16 protein-coding genes and 1 pseudogene are annotated in these 22,371 nt (G+C 59.5%); 12 read left to right on the top strand and 5 right to left on the bottom strand.

What is annotated here, in order from left to right; all coding sequences use genetic code 11:
• Positions 1 to 30: 30 nt before the first annotated feature.
• The 4 genes and pseudogenes from nadB to BBBR_RS06175 all read left to right on the top strand — a co-directional run.
• Positions 31 to 1,635: an L-aspartate oxidase gene (gene nadB / locus BBBR_RS06190; RefSeq protein ID WP_032738323.1), complete on the top strand. Its 1,605-nt coding sequence runs from the start codon at positions 31 to 33 to the stop codon at positions 1,633 to 1,635.
• Between the two features lie 3 nt (positions 1,636 to 1,638).
• Complete coding sequence (gene nadC / locus BBBR_RS06185) at positions 1,639 to 2,532, top strand: carboxylating nicotinate-nucleotide diphosphorylase (RefSeq protein ID WP_003830608.1); 894 nt, start codon at positions 1,639 to 1,641, stop codon at positions 2,530 to 2,532.
• A gap of 2 nt (positions 2,533 to 2,534) precedes the next feature.
• Entirely contained in the window at positions 2,535 to 3,833 is a 1,299-nt protein-coding gene (locus BBBR_RS06180; protein ID WP_003830609.1) for a cysteine desulfurase family protein, read from the top strand.
• Positions 3,834 to 3,930: 97 nt separating this feature from the next.
• Positions 3,931 to 4,101, top strand: a pseudogene (locus BBBR_RS06175) (integral membrane transport protein); the annotation flags it as partial.
• A 158-nt stretch (positions 4,102 to 4,259) separates the two neighbouring features.
• Here the strand turns inward: BBBR_RS06175 and BBBR_RS06170 are convergent.
• Genes BBBR_RS06170 through BBBR_RS06160 form a run of 3 tightly spaced genes read right to left on the bottom strand, consistent with a single transcriptional unit; the run spans position 4,260 to position 8,762 of the window.
• A complete protein-coding gene (locus BBBR_RS06170; protein ID WP_003830611.1) occupies positions 4,260 to 7,382 on the bottom strand; it encodes an ABC transporter permease in 3,123 nt (1,040 codons plus the stop codon).
• Positions 7,379 to 8,140, bottom strand: a complete 762-nt coding sequence (locus tag BBBR_RS06165) for an ABC transporter ATP-binding protein (protein ID WP_015438937.1) — start codon at positions 8,138 to 8,140, stop codon at positions 7,379 to 7,381. Before BBBR_RS06165 ends, BBBR_RS06170 begins: the two co-directional genes overlap by 4 nt.
• Before the next feature lie 16 nt (positions 8,141 to 8,156).
• A complete protein-coding gene (locus BBBR_RS06160; RefSeq protein ID WP_003830613.1) occupies positions 8,157 to 8,762 on the bottom strand; it encodes a PadR family transcriptional regulator in 606 nt (201 codons plus the stop codon).
• Positions 8,763 to 9,162: 400 nt separating this feature from the next.
• Between BBBR_RS06160 and typA the strand changes: the two genes are divergently transcribed.
• The 5 genes from typA to BBBR_RS06135 all read left to right on the top strand — a co-directional run bounded on the left by typA (position 9,163) and on the right by BBBR_RS06135 (position 14,059).
• Positions 9,163 to 11,094, top strand: a complete 1,932-nt coding sequence (gene typA / locus BBBR_RS06155; protein WP_003830614.1) for a translational GTPase TypA — start codon at positions 9,163 to 9,165, stop codon at positions 11,092 to 11,094.
• Positions 11,095 to 11,226: 132 nt separating this feature from the next.
• The gene (locus BBBR_RS06150; RefSeq protein WP_019727473.1) at positions 11,227 to 11,667 is read left to right on the top strand and encodes an alcohol dehydrogenase; all 441 of its coding nucleotides are present in this window, start codon (positions 11,227 to 11,229) and stop codon (positions 11,665 to 11,667) included.
• Between the two features lie 58 nt (positions 11,668 to 11,725).
• Positions 11,726 to 12,706: a prephenate dehydratase gene (locus BBBR_RS06145; protein WP_003830616.1), complete on the top strand. Its 981-nt coding sequence runs from the start codon at positions 11,726 to 11,728 to the stop codon at positions 12,704 to 12,706.
• On the top strand, positions 12,700 to 13,716 hold the full coding sequence (locus BBBR_RS06140; RefSeq protein ID WP_003830617.1) for a prephenate dehydrogenase: 1,017 nt from the start codon (positions 12,700 to 12,702) through the stop codon (positions 13,714 to 13,716). Before BBBR_RS06145 ends, BBBR_RS06140 begins: the two co-directional genes overlap by 7 nt.
• 85 nt (positions 13,717 to 13,801) lie before the next feature.
• Positions 13,802 to 14,059: a DUF6725 family protein gene (locus BBBR_RS06135; RefSeq protein WP_025263055.1), complete on the top strand. Its 258-nt coding sequence runs from the start codon at positions 13,802 to 13,804 to the stop codon at positions 14,057 to 14,059.
• Between the two features lie 252 nt (positions 14,060 to 14,311).
• Here the strand turns inward: BBBR_RS06135 and BBBR_RS06130 are convergent, their stop codons facing one another.
• Positions 14,312 to 17,170, bottom strand: coding sequence for an ABC transporter permease (locus BBBR_RS06130; protein WP_003830619.1), 2,859 nt, complete (start codon positions 17,168 to 17,170; stop codon positions 14,312 to 14,314).
• Entirely contained in the window at positions 17,167 to 17,979 is an 813-nt protein-coding gene (locus BBBR_RS06125) for an ABC transporter ATP-binding protein (protein WP_003830620.1), read from the bottom strand. The genes BBBR_RS06130 and BBBR_RS06125 overlap by 4 nt, the downstream gene beginning before the upstream one ends.
• Before the next feature lie 161 nt (positions 17,980 to 18,140).
• Between BBBR_RS06125 and BBBR_RS06120 the strand changes: the two genes are divergently transcribed.
• The 3 genes from BBBR_RS06120 (at position 18,141) to BBBR_RS06110 (ending at position 22,370) form a co-directional block, all read left to right on the top strand.
• The gene (locus BBBR_RS06120; RefSeq protein ID WP_003830621.1) at positions 18,141 to 19,160 is read left to right on the top strand and encodes a tyrosine recombinase XerC; all 1,020 of its coding nucleotides are present in this window, start codon (positions 18,141 to 18,143) and stop codon (positions 19,158 to 19,160) included.
• 253 nt (positions 19,161 to 19,413) lie between these two features.
• A complete protein-coding gene (locus BBBR_RS06115; protein WP_003830622.1) occupies positions 19,414 to 21,054 on the top strand; it encodes a peptide ABC transporter substrate-binding protein in 1,641 nt (546 codons plus the stop codon).
• A gap of 389 nt (positions 21,055 to 21,443) precedes the next feature.
• Positions 21,444 to 22,370 (top strand): ABC transporter permease, encoded by a 927-nt coding sequence (locus BBBR_RS06110; protein ID WP_003830623.1) that lies wholly within the window; start codon positions 21,444 to 21,446, stop codon positions 22,368 to 22,370.
• The last annotated feature ends 1 nt before the right edge of the window (position 22,371 follow it).

Below are 22,371 nucleotides of genomic sequence, written 5' to 3'. Positions count from 1 at the left end.
GCGAACCAAAAAACAGAGGAAAGCAACACAATGAGCAACGTTGAAATCGTCGTCGTGGGCGCCGGCGTCGCCGGACTGTCCGCGGCTCTGGCCGTGGCCGGTACCGATCATGACGTGACCTTGGTAACCAAGACGGAACTGGTGGAATCAAACACCTACCATGCGCAGGGAGGTATCGCCGCCGCCATTTTCTCCGATGACGACCCGAAGCTGCACGCGGCCGATACCATGGCGGCAGGTCACGGTCTGTGCGACCCGAAGGCCGTGGACATTCTCACCCGTGAGGGAGCTGACCGTGTTCGTGAGTTTGCCGCGGCCGGTGTGCACTTCGACCGGGATGCACAGGGGCATATGCTACGTGGCCTTGAGGCGGCGCATTCTCGTGCCCGCGTGGTTCATGCCGGGGGAGACGCCACAGGCAAGGTGCTTGAGTTGGACGTCTCCGCCATGGTGCGTGAGAATCCGCGTATCCATATCATCGAACATGCCTTCCTCAAAGACCTTATCGTGCGTGACGGCCGTATTGCCGGCGTCCGGCTGCTGATTGACGGGCAGGACAAGGATCTTGCCGCCGACCGCGTGATTCTGGCCACTGGTGGCGCGGGACGCATGTACCCGTACACCACCAATCCGCAGGTTGCCACTGCTGATGGTGTTGCCGCCGCATGGCGTGCGGGGGCACAGGTTGCCGACTTGGAGTTCTACCAGTTCCATCCCACCGCCATGGCCGTGGGCGAGCACTTCCTCGTCTCCGAAGCCGTGCGAGGCGAAGGCGCGGTACTGCTGGACGAGTACGGGCGCCGATACATGAAAGACGTGGATCCGCGTGCCGAACTTGCTCCGCGCGACGTAGTGGCCCGCGAAAACTTCCGCGTGATGCAACGTCAGGGAGGCAAGCCGGTCATGCTCGATGCCTCGCCGATGGCGAAGGAGAATCCCGATCTGGCAGCCTTCCTGGCCCACCGATTCCCAACCATCGACGCCTACACGCGCTCGCTGGGCTTCGATTGGAGCAAGGAGCCGATTCCGGTGGCACCGGCCGCGCACTATTACATGGGCGGTATCCGCACTGATTTGGACGCTCGCGCCTCGATTCCCGGCCTGTATGCTGCCGGCGAATGCGCCCGTACCGGTGTGATGGGCTCCAACAGGCTCGCCTCCAACTCACTGCTCGAAGGACTCGTTTACGGTCGCCGTGCCGGTTTGGCCGCAGTCGCGGACGGTGATGACACGGTCTGGGCTCCCGAACCGTTCCTGAACTCCGCCACCGGCGAAGCATTCACGCATAAGCTAATTGCATTGAAGACCCCGGTGCTCACCAGCGATGACGCAACCGCAGATGTGTGGAATCGCACCCGCATCCAAAACACCATGTGGCATGGCGTTGGCGTACTGCGCGACGCGGATGGGCTGCAAACCGCTATCGCCGAACTCGGTCAAGGACTTGCTACAGCAGACGCACAGGCCGACGTGGCCGATGCTGAAGCACTGGAGAACCGTAATATGCTCACCGTGGGCTATGTGGCCGCCACCGCCGCGCTCGCCCGCACCGAATCCCGAGGCGCCCACGCCCGCACCGATTATGCTGAGCCGCAGGACGAATGGGCTCACTCCGTCGCCTACATCAAGGATTGACCCATGCTTACGCAACACATCATCCATACCGCCGTCGAAGCGGCGCTCGCCGAAGACGCACCCTACGGCGACATCACCTGCGAGACCACGATCCCCGCGGGCGAAACCGGCTCGGCCCATCTCACCGCACGCGAAAACGGCGTGATGAGCGGCATCGAGGTGTTTCGCGCTGCGTTCACCACGCAGAACCCAGCCGTCACTGTCACCGCTGCCATCAAGGACGGCGAACGATTCCAAGCCGGCCAGGTGCTCGCCACCGTAACCGGTCCGGTACGTGACCTGCTTACCGCCGAACGCATCGCCCTCAACTTCACCCAGCGCATGAGCGGCATCGCCACCATGACCGCCGCTTTCGTGGACGCGGTGAACGCCATCTACAGTGACAACTATGACGGATCGGTCACCCGTCCTCACCGTTACGAACGCACCCGCATCGTCGATACGCGCAAAACCACTCCGGGCTTGCGCCCGTTCGAGAAGTATGCCGTGGTCTGCGGTGGCGGCCACAACCATCGTTACGGACTGTCCGATGCGGTCATGATGAAGGACAATCATCTGGCGGCGCTCGCCGCACATGGTATCGACCTGACCGGTGCCATTCGTCACGTGCGCGAACAGGTAGGCCACACCACGCATATTGAGGTGGAAGTCGATAGCCTCGAGCAGATTCCTGCCGTGCTCGAGGGCGGCGCAGACACGATCATGCTGGATAATTTCTCACTCGATGACACTCGCCGCGGAGTAGAACTCATTGATGGCAAGGCCATCGTGGAAGCCAGTGGAAACATGAATCTGGAGCGTGTTCCGGCCGTGGCTGCCGCCGGTGTGGACGTGATTTCCGTAGGCGCGCTCACCCATTCCGTGCGCAGCATCGACCTCGGATTGGACTGGATCTGATCATGGCCGATACTCCCAACACGTCCAGCGAAGCCGGCGAACTGTATCTCGATGCCGCTGCCACCGAACCGGTGAGCCTGGCCGTTCTCGAAGCCATGACTCCGTTCCTGACCGACGCCTATGCCAATCCGGCCAGCGTGCACCAGCCCGGCAAAACCGCGGCCCGTGCGCTGGACGCGGCACGCGCATCGTTCGCTGCGGCATTGGGAGCCCGGCCAGATGACGTGATCTTCACCTCCGGTGGCACCGAATCGGACAATCTTGCCATCAAAGGCATTGCCATGGCCCGTATGCGGCAGTTGGGATTACAGCCGTTCTATGGACTTGCCGAAGACGATGGCGAGCAGTTCGGCACCGACCTGGCCGACCCGTCCGCCTTATCGCAGACTGGAGAGCAGACGACAAACCACCGCCCACGCATTATCATCTCCGCCATCGAACACCCGGCCGTGGCCCAATCGGCGGCATGGCTGCATGAATGGTTCGGTTTCGACGTCGTGCATATTCCCGTGGATGCGCAAGCACATCTCGATCTCGACGCGCTGGAACACGAGCTCGACGGCGAGGCGGGGGAGCGCACCGCGCTCGTCTCCACCATGCTGGCCAACAACGAGGTCGGCACTGTGGAGCCGGTGGAGGAGTTGGTTCGCATAGCCCATAAGCATGGCGTGCCCATTCATGTGGACGCCGTGCAGGCCGCCGGGCAGATTCCGATTCGTTTCCGCGATTGGGATGTGGATGCTCTATCCGTTTCCGGCCACAAGTTCGGCACGCCCAAAGGCTTGGGCGCGCTGCTGGTACGTGGCCGCACATCCATCGAACCAGTGCTTTCCGGCGGTGGGCAGGAGCGTGGCCTGCGCTCAGGCACACAGAACGTGGCCGGTGCAGTGGCGCTCGCCATCGGGCTCAATGAGTCGAATGCGCGCATGCAGGCGCATTATCGCGAACTGGTTGCCTCCCGTGACATGCTCATTGACGCGGTTCGCCGCGTGGCTCCCCGCGCCGACCTGACCGGCGACCCCGAGCGTCGCCTGCCGGGCCACGCCTCGTTCATCTTCCCCGGCGTCACCGGCGAAGCCCTGCTCGTCGATTTGGATGCACGCGGCATCGCTGCTTCGTCCGGTTCGGCCTGCGCGGTTGGACGTCACGAAATTCCGCCGACTCTGCTGGCTATGGGGCTCGAACCATCCATTGCTAAATCGGCATTGCGTATGACGTTCCGCACACCGTTGACCCGTGAACAAGTCGAACGCATCAGCCTCGCCATCGAAGAGTCCTACACCGACCTCACCCGATATTAACTTGCCCCCGCTGGCTGGGGGGCTGTCAGCAAAGCTGACCTGGGGTGGTTTTCGCAGATATCGCGAATTCTGCCCCCGCTACCAGAAAGGAAACGCCGTGAGCACCACCACTTCAGCGCAACCCGCGCAGCTCACCCGCAACGAGCGCCTCGACCGACTGCCGTTCAACAAGGCGCATCGCAAACTCCTCGTCGCCTCCGGCGTCGGCTGGGCATTCGACGCCATGGACGTCGGCCTCGTCTCCTTCGCGGCCGCCTTCATCCTCGCCTGCATAGCAGCCCTCTGCTTGCCCGAGCGCAAAGGCCTCAATCTCGAAGACTGATTACACTTCAGCCTTCACTACTAAAGTGGCCCACACCAATGTGTGGGCCACTTTTTGTCTTATAGCTCCCGAATGACACGGCAAGAGTTGCCGTATGTCACTGATCAATCGAGGGAACGACGGGTGAGATTGCGCGGTGGTTTTGTGACCAGCCACGCCACCAGCAGTCCGGTTGCCACTACGCCGAATGCCAGCGCCGCCTGCAATCCCCAGATCGGCACGGTTTCCAGCCAATGACCGTCCACGCCGATCCTGCGGTTCCATGCCACATGCAGCCATCCCAACGCCACGCCGGATACCACGCCCACTGGCGCGCCGGCCAGCAGAATCACCGCAGCCTGCGTCAGGCCGTAACGTCTGAGGAATCGGGGTGGCGCGCCCACGGCGACCATCGTGGCCATGTCGCGCTGGGCCTGCGTGCGAGCCAGCAGCAATGAAACGAGCGTGGCCATCAGTGCCAGCAATGCCAACAGGCCAATGGGCACCAATGCCATATTGTCACCCCACGGCAGGCGATTCCCGTCAGTGCTCGTGGATGCTAGCGGCAGATTTTCGATTGCATAAGCTGAGGCCTTCTTTACGGTAATGGGGGAGTTGCCACCGGCGAAGTCTAGATACTCACCCAGATACTGCAATTGTTTGATGCCGAGCGCCTGTGCTGTTGCCGGGCTCATCACCAGCGGGTACGCGCCGCGCACGTAGATGGCCTTGCGCTTCTCGATATGTGTGGCCTGAGATTCGTTTGCAATTGCCGGATTCGGCGAAATGGCCACACGCACCATACCTCCCGCGTCGATTGTGCCGGCATCGCCGACCACCACACCGCCCGCATCAAGCACCTGTGCCGCCTCATCCGCGTTCGGGAAGCCGGACAAACGCATCGCATTGCCATCCATAATGAGATTCACGCCGCGGAAACTCGGCAGTATATTCGAATACGTTGGCTGATGGGATCGGTTTATCGGCACACAACGTATCGGAACGTTTGGATACAGGGCCGAAGCGGCATCCTGGCCCACCCATGTGGACGTGTCCGGTTGCTCTTGGATCGTTGGGTTATCACAAGTGTGACCGGCCGGGAGCAATGCAGCGGCATACATGTAGCCGTGTTCGGCGTTCAACTTGTCGGAATCGACTTCGGTCGTATCATTGAGCTTTGACCATCGCTTGACATCCTCGGTGTACACCGGGTAATGAGCGCGTATCGGTGTCTCTTTGCCAAGCCGGCGTATCGCATCCGACACCACAGCACGGTCGAACTCATTGCTGACATGCACGTCGGCCCCAATGGCCATCCCCGACGGTCCATACGTCATCGTCATCGTGGAATTTCGCTGGTCCGCCACCATGGAGCCGGTGATTACCAGTGTGTACGAGGCGATGCACATGGTAATCAGCACCGCGCATGCCGCCGGAACGAACCGTCGATGATGCTCGGCTGCATCCCTGAGTGCCAGGCGTGCGCCGATGTTCAGTTGGGAACTCGCTTTGCCGCACCACCGTGCAAAAGTGCGAATCGACAACGCAAGCCCTATGACAGCCAACAAAATCGTGGCAACAAGCAGAGCCATATGCGCTTCGGTTCCGGCCGGAACCGCGCCCGGATTGTGATCGGCCAGCGTGGGCAATGGCAATGTCAGACTGAGCGCGGCGCATACGATGGCGGCCAAGACCAGAATCGGACCAACCGCAACACGGAGCAGTCTCAAAGGATTACGGCGAAGCTTCGTATCCACGCCATTCGCGGATTCACCGTAGCCGATTTCCTCTCTTGTCGGGCGATCCTTCAACGCATCGACTGGATGCATACGCGCCACATGCCGAGCCGGCGCAATCGTCGCGGCAAATCCAATGATGATTGCCGTGACAATACCCATCGGCAGCGAGCTCCACGAGAATCCGTGCAGGATCTCCAGCGGCGTGGATCCGCGCAATGCACCTATCGCAGGGCCGGCCGCCAAGGTAAGCGCGAATCCCAATGCCGAGCCCAGCACGCCACCGATGGCGCCGATAACGAGACCTTGCGAGGAAATGATTCGACTGAGGTCACGTGGTGCAGCACCGGATGCGGCCGCGAGCCCAAGCACACGACGTGACTGATCTGCCGACACCGTAAACGCGGGCGTGACCAGAAACAGTACCAGCAACATACCCACCAGCATGGTGATGACCACAGTGACCATGTGGTTCAACATGGTAGCCGCATCGATCTGTATCGGGTAGAGCTGCGATGCGGGCGGATAGCCGTCAGTCAGCACATGGCGGGAAATGACGATGGCCTGCAACAGGTTCATGCTGCGGGTGTGCGCCCACGTGACCGGCTCTGGACCGATCACCAAATAATGGCCATCCACGCCGACGCCATCAGATTCCAATATGGCTGACATCCAGCCTTCCAAGCCCCATGCCGCGGCTTCGGATTCATCGGTCAGCCCGCTGACTGTCCAAGCACGCTGAGTGTCGGCCACCGCCTCGCCGATGCGCCCGTCCAGGCTCATCCAGCCATCGAACGGCGGAGCGACGAACGTCACCGTGCTACCGAGAGAAGCGCCGAGATTATCCGCCAATGTGCGGCTGATGACAATCTGCGTATTATTCTGCGGCGCCGAACCCTTGACCAGCTTCGGCAACATTCGTTGCAATGCCTCAGGTGAAGCCTCGGTCATGGTCGCGGTGGAGGCTGCGTTCAGATCAATGTCGTTCCCGCTTTTCACGTCGATCCCAGCCTTGGTCTGTTCGCCGGGTTGCAACGCGGTGCCGGTGATGGCGATGAGTTCGGGCGACTGCCAATACGGGAGCAGCCGATCCTGTTGCGGCAGAATCTTCGCAAGCTCGGCGGCCGAGGCCGGCTGCTGGGAGGGATCGTCCTGCCACACGCCGCCGCTTTCGGGTGACTGCCGGAACGGTTGGCCGGTGCGGGGCCTGGCGGTGGCGGTGATGACCGCCTGCGTATCAGCCGGGATTGTCGCCAGCGCACGCGATCTGGTGGGCGGTATGGTGGTGGTCATACCGATGGAGGCCACCATTGCGGCGATTGGCAGCATTACCAGCAGCAAGGACAGTAGGGTGCGGGCCTTGTGCCGTAGTGCGTCGCGCCAGCCGAGTCGCAGCGCGGCCCGATACCGGTTGCAACGTGCGCCAAGGCTTGGCCTAGCGGCATGGGGAATTTGGGCAGAGCGACCGACGGTGGCATTGGCAAGATTATTGAGGGCTGCGCGTGCCATCATGCTCCCCTTTCCTCAAGGTTGAGCAAATCATCCATATTGCTGGAGCCGGTTTCATCGATGATACGGCCGTCCTTCAAAAACACCGTGCGGTCGGCCCAGGCGGCGAAGCGAGGCTCATGAGTGACCAGCAGTACGGCCGCGCCGCGATCTGCGCGGGTGCGCAACACTTCGAGAATCGTCATGCCGGCATTGGAATCCAGAGCTCCGGTCGGCTCGTCGGCCAGTAGTAGACGGCGTGGGCCGACCAGTGCGCGGGCAATCGCCACACGTTGCGCCTGGCCGCCAGACATGTCTTCAGGTCGGCGATCAGCCATATCGGCTACCCCCACTTCATTGAGGGATTGCATCGCGGCCTCACGTGCCTTGCGGGGATTCCAGCCATCCAATTCCAAGGGGAACGACACGTTCTCGGCTGCGCTCAGGGAAGGCAGCAGATTGAAATCCTGAAACACGTAGCCTATCGATTTGCGGCGGATGGCCGCGCGTTCGGCCACTGACAGTGTGGCCAGATCGCGGCCTTCGACCAGCACGTGCCCCTGCGTGGGCACATCGAGCCCGCCCGCAAGATTGAGCAAAGTGGATTTGCCGGAACCACTGGGGCCCATGATGGCCACGAATTCACCCGGGCGAAGCGTGAGATTGGCGTGACTGAGCGCGGTGACACGACGTGCATCTTTGCCGTGAACGCGAGTGACGTCGTGTAATTCCAGCGCGCATGGGGAAGATTGCGGGAGAGAAGAAAGAACGGGAGAAGTCATGATGTGCTCCTATGCACTATTGAATGGTGGCGGTGAGTGCGGCTGAGCTTGCCGTGAGAGGTGCCGAAACGGGGTGCTGCGCCAGTTGTGCTCGCAGCTGGGTCTCATCCACGGTATCGAGCCAGCGCAATTCCGCTTCAGTGATGAAAATATGGTGGTCGAGTACTAGACGTGTGGCGAGTTCGGTGGGCGGTGTTTGCCGGCGCAGTCGGGTGATGTCGTGCAGCAGTTGCTGCAAAGCGTGGCGTTGGTGTTGGATGAGTTCGGAAACATCGAGGCCGGGTATTTCCACGGCGACGGCCAGCTTCATCACTAGTTCGTCGCGTCCGCGTTGTTCCGGGGTAATGGGGGAGCGCCACCATCGGTCAAGCTCTTGGGCGCCGGAATTGGTCAATCGCCATAATGGTGCGGCCGCTGCGGTGCCGACATCATTGGATCCGCTAGTAGTCGGCGCGGTCTCTTCAATCAATCCGTCGCGGTTCAACCGCTGCAGCGTAGTGGAAACTTGCCCCATATTGAGCGGCCAAGTCAGACCGATGGTGCGGTCGAAGTCCTTCTTAAGCTGATAGGCGCTGGCCGGGCCTCGCTCCAACAGTGCTAATAGCGCTTCTCTGATTGCCATACCGCATCCCCTTTGCATAGACGGTTTGCCTTGGGCGAAGGTTACTGAGTAACTATCGTTGGATATCAGGTTACTCAGTAACTACCCATGACGATGCTGTACTCAGGGATGATTCAGGGGAGATTCAGGGATACATTCAGGGATGCACTTGGCGCCCCCTCAGTTGCCCACGGCGACAGCTCCCCTCAGGGAGGGGAGTCGAGAGTGTGGAATACAACAAGTCTCGCAAGCCAGATGACATGTGACTAATTCTCAGAAAGCCGGGCCCGTTGTGTGTCAAGGTGTGCCAGTAACATCGTGACGGTTTGTGTGTAGGTACAGGTAGATATCCAAGAGCAAGTACTCGAGAACGCAAGTACCGAACGATTACGCAAGAAAATCAGTATTAAGAGAGGTTTCGATGGCGGTTCGTGGAGATATCCGTAATGTGGCGATTGTGGCTCACGTCGATCACGGCAAGACCACCCTGGTCAATGCCATGCTTCAGCAGTCCCACGTGTTTAGCGAGCGTGAGGAAGTGCCGGATCGTGTGATGGATTCCAACGATCTGGAACGCGAGAAGGGCATCACCATCCTCGCCAAGAACACGGCAGTGGAATACACCGGCCCGCTGGCTGCCAAGTACGGCCACCCGGAGGGCATCACCCTCAATATCATCGATACCCCCGGCCACGCCGATTTCGGTGGCGAGGTCGAGCGCGGTATCTCCATGGTCGACGGCGTCGTGCTGCTCGTGGACGCCTCCGAAGGCCCGCTGCCGCAGACCCGTTTCGTGCTGCGTAAGGCACTCGAAGCCAAGCTGCCGGTCATCCTGTGCGTGAACAAGGTGGACCGCCCTGACGCCCGTATCGAAGAGGTCGTCGGCGAAACCTCCGACCTGCTGCTCGGCCTGGCCGACGATGTGCAGCACGAAGGCATCGACCTGAATCTCGACCAGCTGCTCGAAATGCCGGTCATCTACTGCGCCGCCAAGGCCGGTTACGCCTCCACCAACCAGCCCGCCGACGGAGGCCTGCCGGACAACGACAACCTTGAGCCGCTGTTCGAAGCCATCATCTCCACCATTCCGGCTCCGGAATATGAAGAGGGTGCTCCGCTGCAGGCTCACGTGGCCAACATCGACTCCTCCGACTTCCTCGGCCGACTCGGCCTGGTCCGTATCTACAACGGCACCCTTGAGAAGGGCAAGACCTATGGTCTGTCCCGGGTGGATGGCTCTCTCGAGAACTTCCGCGTCTCCGAACTGCTGCGCACCCAGGGCCTTGACCGTATCCCGGTCGAGTCCGCAGGCCCCGGCGACATTGTGGCTGTCGCCGGCGTCAACGACATCATGATCGGCGAGACCATCGTTGACCCCAACGATCCGAAGCCGCTGCCGCTCATCCACGTCGATGACCCGGCCATCTCCATGACCTTCGGCACCAACGATTCCCCGCTGGCCGGCACCGAAGGCAAGGATCACAAGCTCACCGCCCGCATGATCAAGGATCGCCTTGACCGCGAGCTCATCGGTAACGTGTCCATCAAGGTGCTGCCCACCGATCGCCCCGACGCTTGGGAAGTCCAGGGCCGTGGTGAGCTGGCGCTGGCCGTGCTCGCCGAGCAGATGCGCCGCGAAGGCTACGAGCTGACCGTCGGCCGTCCCCAGGTGGTCACCAAGAAGATCGACGGTGTGGTCAACGAGCCGATGGAAAACACCACCATCGACGTGCCGGAAGAGTACATGGGTACCGTCACCCAGCTCATGGCAGACCGCAAGGGCCGCATGGACGGCATGACCAACCACGGCTCCGGCTGGGTTCGTCTGCAGTTCACCGTGCCGTCCCGCGGTCTGATCGGCTTCCGTACTGCACTGTTGTCCGCCACTCGCGGCACCGGCATCTCCTCCTCCCTGTCCGCCGGCTATGCGCCGTGGGCTGGCGAGATTACCATCCGCCAGAACGGTTCCATGGTTTCCGATCGTCAGGGTGTGGCCACCCCGTACGCCATGCAGCGTCTGCAGGCCCGTGGCAACTTCTTCGTCGAGCCGCAGTCTCCGGTGTACGAGGGCCAGGTCGTGGGCGTGAACAACAAGCCCGACGAGCTGGATGTGAACATTACGCTGGCCAAGCACATGACCAACATGCGTTCCGCCACCGCCGACGTGCTTGAAACCCTGACCCCGCCGATCAAGATGAGCCTCGAGGAGTCCCTGGACTTCGCCAACGAGGACGAGTGCGTGGAAGTCACCCCTGAGTCCATCCGCGTGCGCAAGATCATCCTCGGCCGCGAGGACTGGTACAAGTGGCGCGCCAAGCAGCGCCGCCAGAACGCCGCCCAGCAGGGTAAGTGATTCCGAATTGCCCCCGCTGGCGGGGGGGGCTGTCGGCGGAGCCGACTGGGGTGGTCATCGTAAACCACCCCCAGTCTCATTTCGTTCGACAGCCCCGCCAGCGGGGGCATGTCTATATCTATACTGAAACGCATGACTGTGAAGAGCAATACCGATTTGCGTCCGTGGTCGCATCGTCAGAACGTGCTGGTCAAAGTATTGATCACGATTGCGGCGGGCGTGGCATCTGCCTTTGTGGGCACGTTCGCCCATCGTATGGGGGCTGAATTGAACATTCCATACGGATTGGTTCTTGCGTTCCTGATTATCGGCCTGTCGACATGGTGTGCCCGCTCACGCATGGGCGTGGTTGGTCTGGCTTTGCATCTCATCGCATCTTCCCTGACTGCCTGGGGCATGGCCCTGACCACCACCTCAGGCAAGGCGCTGATTGTCGCCGGATTCCAAGGCGAGATGCCGTTCTTCGCCCAGCATGCCGGATACATCTGGCTCTACGGCCTGATTCTCGTCCAAGTGATCCTGCTTGTCCTTCCCGCACGCTGGTTCAGCGTTATGCCGAAGCAATCCCGATAGAGACCATCGCTGAGCAAAAGCGCAGCCATCGCCCTCAAACCCGCTACCATAGAACCTTATGGCACGCATGAAACTGTTCTATTTGGGCCCGGAGGGCACATTCACCCATCAGGCGGCAATAACGGCCGCCAATCGGTTCGCACCGCTCGAGGACTTTGACCTCGTTGCTCTACCGGATGTACCTGCCATCATGCAAGCCGTCGAATCGCGTCAGGGTTGGGGCGTGATCGCTTGGGAAAACAACGTCGAAGGGTATGTGGTGCCCAACCTCGATGCCCTGATTGATGCCACTGATGTAGCGGGTTTTGCCCGTGTCAGTGTGGATGTGGTCTTTAATGCTTTCACGGTGCGAGGTCACGGCATTTATGATTGCACCGGCGGCATCGTCAGCGCTCACGCACATGGTCTGGCGCAATGCAAACGATTCATCGCCGAACATCATCTCAAGCCCGAGCCCTCATCGTCCAATGCCGCTGCCTGCCGCGATTTGCAGCCCGGCCAAGTGGCGCTCGGTCCCAGCATCTGTGGTGAGTTGTACAACCTGGATACCCTTGCCGAACATGTGCAGGATTTCGAGGGAGCCCGCACTGAATTCCTTGTCATTGCTCCGCGAGATGTGGTTCAGGATCTCAATGCCCGCGCGCACCGCAATAATGCCGACGATTTTGAAACCATCATCACATTCATTCCGCTGGTCACAGGTCCTGGTGTATTGGCCGATCTGCTTGATGTGCTGCGTGACGCAGGACTGAATATGACCAGCTTCATTTCCCGCCCCATAAAGGGGAACGATGGCACTTATAGTTTCATCGCCACGCTTGATGCCTCGCCGCGGGAGCCCAAGTTCCATGCCGTGCTCGAAGAAATTGCCGAACATGGTGATTGGGCTAAGACTCTGGCTGTATACCCACGTCGTGAACGTCCCAGCCCGCCGGTTGATGCATGGATGTTGCCCGAAGGTGGTGTCCATGTCGATGCTGAGCATCCGTCAGAAGGCTGGCAGCACACCGAAGAGGCCAGGAGGGAATTGTTGTGGTAAATACAGTCGGAATCATTGGACTGGGACTGATTGGCGGTTCTCTTGCCCGGCGCCTGGCCGAGCGGGGCATACGTGTAGTCGCATGGAACCATCGCCCGCATCCTTATGCTCAAGCCGAGGCAGATGGCATATTCTGCAAAAGCACATTGGCTGAGCTCATGGATGCTGAGCCGGATGTGGTCGTGTTGTGCAATCCGCTGAAAGCCATGCCTGCAATGCTTGACTCGTTGGCTCCTCTTATGGTCGAACATCCGCGTACCACCATCACTGATGTGGGCTCGGTCAAAGGCATGGTTCGCGAGCAGGTCGAAGCCGCCGGATTGGGGGAGTGCTATGTGGGTGCCCACCCGATGGCCGGCAACGAATTGTCCGGTTGGCAGGCTGCAGACCCGCATCTGTACGATGATGCACTATGGGCGGTGACCGTTGATAGTGCCACGAATTATCAACGATTCCTTGACGTGGCCGCTTTGATTACCAAAGGTGTTGGCAACCGTCTCATCGTGCTGGACGATGAGACGCACGACAAAGCTGCGGCAATGATCTCCCATATGCCACACGTGGTATCCACCGCGCTGATCAACGAACTGTCTGCCTACCCCGATCGCAATATTGCGGCCGCATTGGCCGCTGGCTGTTGGAGGGATATGACCCGTGTGGCTCTGACCGACCCTAATCGCACGCGTGCGATGGTCGAGGAGGATGCGTTGAATGTCGAAGCGTTGCTTCGCCGTATGGCCAAGCGTCTGACTGATATGGCCGACCAATTGCATGACGGCGACGAAACCGACGTGATTCGGTTCTTTGCTGAAGGCAACCCGTTCCGCCAGTACAAGTCCGCACTCACACATGCGAGTGACGGTGCAGCCGAGAGCTTGCCGGAACGCGAGCTTACCGTTCCTGAATCCGGTTGGCAGCAGACCTTGCTGTTTTCCGCGCGCAGAGGTGAAGCCATCATCGGCTTCGTCAACCCACGTCAGGCGATTATTCAGCTGCGCCCTGCCATGTAGTCAATACCGTTGCTCACAGGTACGACGAGTACAGTGGAATGCGTATCGAAGTTGATATATCGGGAACGGCAAGGGGATGATGATTATGACGTTGCCCAGGCAGATTCCAACAGGCGCGCGAGTGGTGGTGCGTGTTACCGAGGGCGTGGATCCCACTGACCATCGTATGAAATTCCGCGATTACGTGGGTCATGTGGTCTCATGGGACGGCTACACGTTGGAACTGGTGCGTGACGCCGCGGCCAACGGCTCTCGTCCAGCACAAAACGTGACGATTCATCAGGAGCAAATCGCCACATTGAAGCCGATACCGGAGCGTCCGGTCACGCCTCTGAGGCCGTAACGACTGCTTAGCGACAAAAATTCAGGAAATAAACGGCTTCGCCCTGAAATACTGTCGCTGACAGTAACTCAGTGACAGAAATTCAGGAAACAAACGTCTTCACCCTAAAATCCTGTTGCTGACTGCGACTCAGCGACAGAAGTTCAGGACGAAAGGGGTTATTTCCTGAATATCTGTCGCTGGGCGAGATGAATGATGACGAGATTATTGGGTTACTCCGAGATATCAGTGAATAATGCGAGGTGACAGCAGTTACTCCGAGGCAACAGCATCCAGAACCGGCTGCTTGAGCGCGCGAGAGGCAGGCGAGACGGAGGCGATGAGACCCACCAGAATCGAGAGCACGAGGAACACTCCGAGCTGATCCCACGGAATGCTGAGCACACTCAGGCCGTCGGCCTCGTACACCGCGCGAATCACAGCGCCTGCCGCGACGCCGACCACCATGCCCATCACCGTGCCGAACACGGCGATAATGGCCGCTTCGATGCCCAACATGCCTCGCACCTGGCCGCGCGACGTGCCGATGGCCCTCAACAGACCGATTTCCTTGGTGCGTTCGGACACGGATAACGCCAACGTGTTCACAATGCCGAAAATCGCAATCACAATGGACAATGCCAACAGCGCATAAAGCACCAACAGAATCTGATCGACCATCGAGCCCATCGTGGACTTGTATTCGTCGCGGTTCATCACCGAAATCACGTAGTACGGCTTGACCGCCTTCTTGATGCGCTGCTCCAACTTGTCGAGATTCTCGCCCGGCTTGGCCACCAGATACATCTGCATGGTGAACATCGTCTGCTTGGTTCCCAGCTGGTCGCCCAAATCATCATTGACGAACACGCACGAACGGTATACCGAATTCGAGATGATCGCACCGACTTTGAGCTTCTTGATTACCGTGACCTGCTTGGTTTTCACCAAAGTTGCAGGATCCACGTTTTGAGCCTGCTGCGTGACTTGCTGAATCTCATCGGATTTGGCCTGCGCTCCCGCCGCATCGCCAGCCAATGCCAGCTTCTGCGCCTCTTCGGTCAACGATTGAATTTGAGCCTGAACCTGTGTCTGATAGTCGGCCTGTGCCTGGGCGGTGGCCTCTTCGTCGACCGTCGTGTTCTCGGTGGACACCTTTACGGTGTCGCCGACTTTCCATCCTTGATCGTCGGCGATGTCTTCGCCGACCACCAGTTCGCCGCCACGCAATGCTTTATTCGCGTCACCTGCAATGATTTCGGGCGCGAACACGTCAGTGAACAGGGAATCCTGAGCCGCGAACGTCATGCCCTTGACCTGCTTGCCGTCATACTTCGCACCGAAAATCATTCGATTTGAAGACACGGACTTCAGCCCATCTACACCTTTAATCGCTTCGACGGCATTATCGGGAATCTGGCCGGATGCCGCGGACGATATGGAGAAATCAGCCTTTAATCCAGTGTCGACGATGTCATTCACCGAGGCCTTGGCCGAGGTGGCCACCACGCTCAGGCAGGAGACGATTGCCACGCCCACGAATAGGGCCGCCGCCGTGTTCGAGGTGCGGCGCTTGTGTCGGGAGAGATTACGAGTGGCGAGCCGGCCCGTTACCTGGAACACATGCGCCGGAATCCAGCCCAAAACCGCGCCGGCAGGGGAGACCCAAGCCGGGCCCGCCACAATAACGCCAATGACGATAAGCGCCGCGCCCACGCCAAGCGGCCAGCCGGTGCCGGTCCAGGAAGCGAAGTCGTTGAGCCAGCCGATTAGCGTCGGATCGCCGTCCGCCACTGCGATGCGGCAGGTCCAGGCCCAGGTCAGTGCGCCCACCACAATCATCGTGGTGCCGATGATGCCGCGAGTCAATACTGGCTTCTCCGGGTTCACGGTCTCGTTCATTGCCTGAATGGGCGGGGCCATTGCGGCACGACTGGCCGGCAACGCCGCGCCGATCAGCGTGACGATCAGGCCTACCGCGAGACCAACCAGCATGTCCGAGACGCTCGGATTCGAGGATCCGGTCATCGGCGTGCCCATCTGACCCATCATCGCGACGATGCCTTTGACCATGCCCCAGCCGAGCCCGATACCGATGCCGGAACCGACCACACCGAGCACAATCGCCTGCACGATCACCGTGGTGAACACCTGGGCGGGGGAGGCTCCTATTGATCGCAGCACTGCGTAGCCGCGCATTGATTCGCGCACGATCATCGAGAACGTGTTCGCGATGATGAACGAGCCCACGAACAGGGCAATTACCGCGAAAATAAGAATCAATGGCTGAACGAAGCCCAGTGCCTCCTGCGCGGATTGGGTCGACTCGTCGCGCAGCTGGTTGCCGGTGATGGCATGTGCTTTGGAGCCGGCAGGCAACGCCTTATTGATACGGTCGGCGAGTTCCTGCTGCGCCTGCTCGTCCAGCGGGGTTTTGAGGTTACCGTAGATACCGATCTGGTCGGTCTTATCCGGGTCGTCGCTTTGCTGGGTGGCGTACGTCTTGGCCAAAGATGGTGGAATATCGATGATGATGGCACCGGCAAGCGAGGAATCCAGATCGAAGATACCGGTTACCGTTACGTCTTTCGGCCCGTCCGGGTAGACGACTTTGGTTTTGTCTCCAACCTTCAGATTCGCCTTCTCGGCGGCAAAGGAATGCAAGGCGATTTCGTCGTCCGAGGTGGGGTCTGTGCCCGAAGTGAATGTGGCGGAACGCCATGGCACATCCTTGCCAAAGCCCACGGCCAATGTCGGCGCTCCCATGGTGGATACGGCCGCGCCGTCCTTACCGACCAGCACCGTGCCGGACACGGAATACACGACTTCCGCGCTTTTCACGCCCTTGACGTCGCCGATGGTCGAGGCCAGATCGACGTTGATGGTGTTATAGGTTTTCGAGGAAGACGAGGCGGCCATCAGGCCGGAGGAGTCGGATTTGACTTCTTTTGAGCCGCGAACATATACGTCATGGTCGGCGCTGGTGCCCATCATGTCGGAGACCTGGTTGTTCATCATTTCACGGAAACAGAACGAGCCGACCACAAAGCTCACGCCTAGTGCGATGGCGATGATGGACATGACGAATCGCCCGAAATGCGCGCGGGCGTCGCGCAATCCGATTTTGATCATGCTTGTGCCACCTTGCCGGCCTCATCCGCACCGTCATCGGCAAAGACCTCAAGAATCTGCTCATAGGTAGGGTGGTCGAGATCCTGCGTAATATGGCCATCGGCCAAAACCAGCACGCGGTCAGCGTAGGAGGCGGCGCGCGGATCATGCGTCACCATCACAATGGACTGGCCATATTCGGTCACAGACTGCTTCAGGAAGCCCAATACCTCACGTGAAGAACGAGAATCGAGGTTACCGGTGGGCTCATCGGCGAAAATCACGGACGGGCGGGCCATCATCGCACGGGCGCAGGCCACGCGCTGCTGCTGTCCGCCGGACAGCTGGCTTGGCCGGTGGGTGAGTCGCTTCTCCAGCCCGACCACCTTGACCACCTGCTTGAACCAATCGCGGTCAATCGGCTTCTTCGCAATTTGCAAAGGCAGCAGGATGTTCTCTTCAGCGCAGAGCGTGGGTACCAGATTGAACGACTGGAAGATGAATCCTATCTGCGCACGTCTCAAGTCGGTGAGCTGCTTCTGGCCCATCGAAGACACTTCGAGGCCTTCGATAAACACCTTGCCGGAAGTCGGTTGGTCGAGTCCCGCCATGCAATGCATCAGCGTGGACTTGCCTGAGCCGGACGGGCCCATGATTGCGGTCATCTGGCCGCGCTGGAATTCCACGTTCACATGATCCAGCGCCACTACCTGGCTGTCGGCGTCACCGTAGGTTTTCGTCAGATCTACGGCCCGCGCCACCACATGGTCGTGCTGTTCCTCGGCCTGTTCGATGCTTTGTGCGACGCCTTTTGCGCTGTGCCGTGCCATACTGCCCCAATCATCATGGAAGTTCGTTTCTTTGCGGCCAATACGGTTTCGTTCCCTGAGTCAAGGCCGGTTGGCGTTGTCACGGCAAAGGGGATACCCGTGTATGGGGCCGCTCTGTGCCTATAGTTTATCTGACAGTACTCGACAGAGGAGCGATAAGTATGCGGTTTAGCAGTGACGTCGACTCCTTTATTTCCTATCTGAGAGCTAATCGTGGGCTATCCGCTAATACGCTAAAAGCGTATCGTTGCGACATTGAGGCTTGTCTCCACCTATTCGAGTTGCGTGGTGTGGTCAGCCTGAACGAAATCACGCTGAATGATCTGCGTAGTTGGATGGCAACGGAATCGCACAATCACGCCAGAAGCAGTATGGCCCGCAAAACCGTAGCGGTACGAGGTTTCTTCGCTTGGGGCTATGAGCATGGCGTGGTTGGTGTCAATCCGGCCGCCACATTAATGACCCCCTCGATTCCTAACACCTTGCCGACTGTACTTACTGAATCGCAGGCCGAGCAGCTTCTTGATTGTGCTGAGCATAGTGAGGCCCTGCAACGGAAGAATCGTGATATCTCCAATGATTCCTCGGCTGATGGTCCTCATTCCGCTCGTGGGCGGAGCGCGGATCGGGCGAGGGAAATCGCAGAACGCCAGCGGGATGTGGCGATTCTCGAATTGCTGTATGCCACCGGCATCCGCGTGGCCGAATTGGTTTCTTTGGATATTCGTGATGTCGACTTTTCCAATCGCACCGTCAGAGTGACCGGTAAAGGCAACAAGCAACGGGTGGTTCCGTTTGGATTGCCTGCGGAGCAGGCATTGCAGGACTGGATCGATTATGGACGGCCAGCGCTGGCTCGTTTGGCGATTGAAAAAGCCGTCCCCCCGAACGGTATTTCTTCAGACGAGGGAGCCTTGTTCCTCGGTATGCGTGGTAAACGGCTGAACCAGCGTGTGGCGCGTGAAATCGTGCATAAGGCCGCACGTGAAGCGGGCGTTCCGGACATCAGCCCGCATGCCTTGCGCCATTCGGCAGCCACGCACATGTTGGATGGGGGAGCTGATTTGAGGGAAGTGCAGGAGATGCTTGGGCATTCCTCCTTGAAAACCACACAACGCTATACGCACGTGTCCATCGAGCAGCTCAAAAACCGTTACGGTCAGGCATTCCCCCGAGCATGACCACTATGTGGACGATGGTTAACAAACTTAGCAAAGGCTGAACATAGCCGGTAAATGGACCATGATTTTACATAGGCGTAACAAAAAAGCAACTGGTTGTCTCCCAAGTGCGCAAAAATGTCAGGCAATCAGCAACGGGTTGGATTGTTCGAGACATCGTGAGATGCAAGTCTCACGGGTGACGGGGAATCCAGTCCCGTTCGCATGAGGCGGGGCTGAGACGTCCTGCAACCTAATGAATAGGAGAAATCATATGAAGAAGAAAGCTCTTGCTTTCGCTGCCATGGCCTGCTCCGTGGCCATGCTGCTGAGCGCCTGCGGCGGCTCCAACAGCAACGCTGCCTCCGGTGACACCGCTGGCTCCAACATCATCACTGCGTACAACTCCGAACCGCAGAACCCGCTGATCCCGGGCAACACCAACGAAACCGGCGGCGGCAAGCCGGTCGACCTGCTGTTCTCCCGTCTGGTCTCCTTCGACAAGGACGGCAAGGCTTCCAACGAAGTGGCCGAGTCCATCACCCCGAACGATGACGCCACCCAGTACACCATCAAGATCAAGTCTGGCTGGAAGTTCACCGACGGCACTCCGGTGACCGCTGAGTCCTTCACCAAGGCCTGGTCCTACGTGGCCAACGCCAAGAACGCCCAGAAGTGCTCCTCCTTCTTCTCCGCCATCGCCGGCTATGACGATCTGCAGAAGGATGGCCTCAAGGGTGACGAGCAGCTCTCCGGCCTCAAGGTCGTGGACGACACCACCTTCACCGTCGACCTGAACCAGTCCGACTCCGTGTTCCCGATTAAGGTCGGCTACTCGGCCTTCGCCCCGCTGCCCGAGTCCTTCTACAAGGACCCGAAGGCCTTCGGCCAGAAGCCGGTCGGCAACGGCCCGTACAAGCTGGACCACTGGGATCACAACAAGGAAATCGCCCTCGTCAAGAACCCTGACTACAAGGGTAACGAGCAGCCCAAGAATGATGGCGTGACCTTCAAGGTCTACACCGACGACTCCGCCGCTTACCGTGACATTCAGGCCGGCAACCTCGACGTGATGGAATCCGTCCCGGCCGCCTTCACCAAGACCTTCAAGACCGACAAGAAGGTCCAGGCTTACTCCGAGGTCGGCTCCGTCATCCAGACCTTCACCATCCCGTCCTCCCTTGATCACTTCAAGAACGACGAGGAAGGTCAGCTGCGTCGTCAGGCCATCTCCATGGCCATCAACCGTGACCAGCTCATCGACAAGGTGCTCAACGGCAACGCCTCCGCCGCCACCGAGTTCACCTCCCCGAAGACCCCGGGCTACTCCGACTCCCTCAAGGGTGCCGACAACCTGAAGTTCAACGCCTCCAAGGCCAAGGAACTGTGGGCCAAGGCTGACACCATCTCCAAGTACGACGGCCAGCTCACCTTCTCCTACAACGCCGATGGTGGTGCCAAGCCGATTTACGACGCCGTCGTGAACCAGCTCAAGAACAACCTGGGCATCGACGCGGCCACCAACCCGATCCCGACCTTCCAGGAATTCCGTGACGCCGTCACCAATCGTCAGATGAAGGGCGCCTTCCGTACCGGCTGGCAGCCCGATTACCCGTCCGCCGAGAACTACCTGTGGCAGCTGTACTCCACCGCTGCTGCTGACGGCAACGGCTCCAACGACGGTGACTACAAGAACCCGGCCTTCGACGACATGTGCAAGCAGGCCGCCGCCGCCAAGTCCGTCGATGACGCCAACAAGCTGTACCAGCAGGCTGAGGAAATCCTCCTCAACGACCTTCCGGCCATCCCGCTGTACTACTCCAACGCCAACGGTGCGGCTTCCCTCAACGTGAAGTCCGGCTACGCCTTCGATTGGCAGAACCTCCCGACCTACACCGAGATGTCCAAGAAGTGAGTCTGACTCACTGAACGGATACCGTTAGGTAGTTCGGAAATAAAGGGCGAGGATCGCAAGATCCCCGCCCTTTATTGTGTTGTGTGAGGGGTGCTTGCTCCCGCTGGCGGGAGCTGTCGCCGTAGGCGACTGAGGGTGGTGACACCATGATGAACCACCCTCAGTCTCGCTTCGCGAGCCAGCTCCCGACAGCGGGAACCAAGTTAAAGTATCCACTATCCGACCGCAACCATGGACATATCCACCAGTATTGCCCAATCTCAAACCTTGCGTTAACGCAAATTTACATATCACAGTCCGGGCATGCGGTAAACTGTCGGAGTATTTATCGACCGGAAGGGGTCTTGTTATACCCTTTCTGGCCGATCTAGGAAATAAGGAGCAACCGTATGGGTAAGTATCTTCTGCGACGCATTCTGCAGATGATCCCCGTGGTTCTCGGTACGACTCTTCTGGTATATGCCCTTGTATTCGCCCTGCCGGGCGACCCCGTCAAGGCCATGTTCGGAGACAAGCCTGTCAATGAGGCCGTCGCAGCCCAGATCCGCGCAGAATACCATCTCGACCAGCCGTTCATCGTTCAGTACTTTATCTACCTGAAGAATGCACTGACCCTGAACTTCGGCGATACCTTCGCCGGGCAGCCTGTTCTCGACGAAATCGCCCGCGCCTTCCCGGTCACCATCCGGCTCGGCTTGATGGCGTTCGTGTTCGAGGCGATCTTCGGCGTGGTCTTCGGCATCATCTCGGGCCTCAAGAAGGGCAAGTGGTACGACACCGTCATCCTGATCGTCTCCCTGCTGCTTATTTCCGTGCCGACCTTCGTCACCGGCTTTGTCATGCAATATGTCTTTGGTATTCAGTGGGCGATATTGCCGGTGACGGCAGGCGCCGACCCCGGCTTCCTCGACCTGCTCATGCCGGCCATGGTGCTCGGATCGGCGTCGATGGCCTACATCATCCGACTGACCCGTTCCGAAATCTCCTCCAACATCGCCGAGGATTACGTGCGCACCGCACGCGCCAAGGGCATGTCGAACGGTCAGGTCATGCTGCGCCACGTGCTGCGCAACTCCCTGATTCCAGTCGTCACTTACCTGGGCCAGGACATCGGCGGCCTGATGGGTGGTGCCATGATCACCGAGCAGATCTTCAACATCCACGGCATCGGCTTCCTCACCTACCAGTCCATTCTGAAGGGCGAGGCAAACCTGGTGGTGTCCATCGTCACGTTGCTCATGCTGATTTTCGTAGTGTGCAACCTCGTTGTCGACATGCTGTACGCGGCCCTCGATCCGCGTATCCGCTACGCGTGAT

Origin of the sequence: Bifidobacterium breve DSM 20213 = JCM 1192 (genome assembly GCF_001025175.1) — a bacterium.
GTDB classification, from domain to species: Bacteria; Actinomycetota; Actinomycetes; order Actinomycetales; family Bifidobacteriaceae; genus Bifidobacterium; species Bifidobacterium breve.
The sequence above is the reverse complement of the archived record's forward strand: the minus strand, read 5'-3'. Positions and strand labels throughout refer to the sequence as shown.